Here is a 2,223-nt window from a genome sequence, read left to right on the forward strand (position 1 = left end):
AAAGTATGTAAAGAAGAGTGAAAAAGACAAAGTAGACAAGATAAAAGAAGAAGGAATAAAGCAGCTCAAGAAGTATAGAGAAAGCAGAGGGCTTAAAGAGAGAGAAGACGTAAAGCAAGCGCTACTTATATTCATAGGAAAAGATGAGTACCAAGTAATTGAATAAACAAACGATGCCTTATTCCACATAAAAACGGGGGTAGTCTGTCGGCACCCCACATCGCCGGAGGCGCTTCTTAACTAGAGGGGGTATTATTGTGCATATCGAAAAAATGAAAGAGCTTTTTCGCCAATGGTTACAGGAAAGAAACTTCCTAGTCTTAAAAGAAGAAATGTCGAGAATTCCGGTACAGGACGTAGCGGAAATTTTGAACCATCTGGATGCTAAAAACAGCCTGCTGGCTTTCAGACTGCTGCCTAAGGATAGGGCTGCAGAAGTATTTTCATATCTGTCGGATAAAATAAGAGTAGCCTTTTCGCGGATGATCGAAGAAGACGAATTGAAAAGCCTGGTAGAAGATCTCTTTTTCGATGATAAGATAGACTTTCTGGAAGAAATGCCCGCCAATGTAGTAAAAAAAATACTCCAACGGACGCCGGAAAGCGAACGAAGGCTTATTAACCAGTTTTTAAATTATCCCGAAGATTCCGCTGGCAGTATCATGACCATCGAATTTGTAGACCTGAAAGCCGATATGACGGCGGCTCAAGCCCTTACTCATATTCGCTATACTGCTCCTAAAAAGGAGACCATTTATACCTGTTACGTCATAGACCAGGAAAGACATCTTTTAGGTGTCGTTTCCTTGAAAGACCTGGTGATGGCAGACCCTGGCACCAGGATCGAAGACCTGATGGACAAACAGGTTATAGCTGTAAAAACCTACGATGACCAGGAATTCGTGTCATCACTGTTTAAAAAATACGACCTATTAAGCATGCCTGTAGTAGACCAGGAAAACCGTCTGGTTGGCATTATAACCATAGACGACGTGATGGACGTTCTGGAAGCGGAAAACACCGAAGATATTCAACGAATGGGTGGAATAAGTCCTACTGAAGAATCTTATATAAGTCAGAGCCCCTTTACCATGGCCAAAAACAGGCTGTTTTGGCTTATGGCCTTGATGATTTCGGCCACATTCACCGGCCGGATCATACAAAAGTTTGAAGACTTTCTCCATGATGTGGTAATCCTGGCCGCCTTTATACCTATGCTAATGGATACAGGAGGAAATGCAGGTTCCCAGTCATCGACAATGGTAATTCGAGGCCTGGCGCTGGACGAAATTAAAACACGGGATGTTTTTAGAGTAGTTGCAAAAGAGTTTATGGTGAGCATTATTGTTGGCCTTTCTCTTGCTGGCTTGAACTTCTTACGGCTTGTTGTTATTGAGCAGGTGAGCACTACCATTGCTCTGGTGGTCAGTCTTACACTGGTGGTAACAGTGATTATGGCCAAGATAGTCGGCGGCTTATTGCCGCTTTTAGCAAAAATGGCTAAAATTGACCCCGCCATTATGGCCAGTCCCCTCATAACCACCATCGTAGACGCCATGGCTTTAGTGGTATATTTTTATATTGCTGGATTGTTCATTAAAATATAAAGATACGGGCAGGTGTCGAGAGCACGAGGCTTGCCAATTCATTGGCGATGTAGTTCACTTTAAAGAATAAGGAAAATTAGGAGTGGTAAAGATGAAGAAAATACCCTATGGCATGTCCAATTTCAGAGCGATGAGAGAAGAAGGATATTTGTATGTAGACAAGACGATGTATATAGAGAAGATAGAGAACCTAAACAGCAAATACCTGTTTTTCATAAGACCAAGGAGGTTTGGGAAAAGTCTATTTCTTTCCACATTGGAGAACTACTATGACATAAACAATGAGAAAGACTTTGAGAAACTATTTGGCGACTTATATATAGGGAAGAAGCCAACAAGGCTAAAGAACAGTTATATGATACTCAAGCTGAATTTTTCAGGCCTAAACACCGACAACAAAGACCAACTAAAAGAGTCCTTTTTGTTAAGTGTGAAAAATTCAATAAATGCCTTATTAAACAGGTACGAAGGTATATTAGAAAATACGGAAGGAATAAGGAAGAAAATTGACCAAATAACTGATATAAACGCGGTTATAATGACGATAATAAATGAAGTAAAAAAAGTAGGTAAAAAGATTTATCTAATAATAGACGAATATGACCATTTTGCCAAT

The 2,223-nt window shown here is 40.4% G+C and carries 2 protein-coding genes; both read left to right on the forward strand.

Going from position 1 to position 2,223, the window contains the following annotated elements:
• Positions 1-257 precede the first annotated feature (257 nt).
• Positions 258-1,607, forward strand: coding sequence for a magnesium transporter (gene mgtE / locus I4N53_RS12075; protein ID WP_214496348.1), 1,350 nt, complete (start codon positions 258-260; stop codon positions 1,605-1,607).
• A gap of 91 nt (positions 1,608-1,698) precedes the next feature.
• Positions 1,699-2,223: AAA family ATPase (locus I4N53_RS12080; RefSeq protein ID WP_214496349.1), on the forward strand; the 525-nt coding region annotated here is incomplete at its 3' end.

It is taken from the genome of Thermoanaerobacter sp. CM-CNRG TB177 (genome assembly GCF_018588165.1).
Taxonomy (GTDB): domain Bacteria; phylum Bacillota; class Thermoanaerobacteria; order Thermoanaerobacterales; family Thermoanaerobacteraceae; genus Thermoanaerobacter; species Thermoanaerobacter thermocopriae.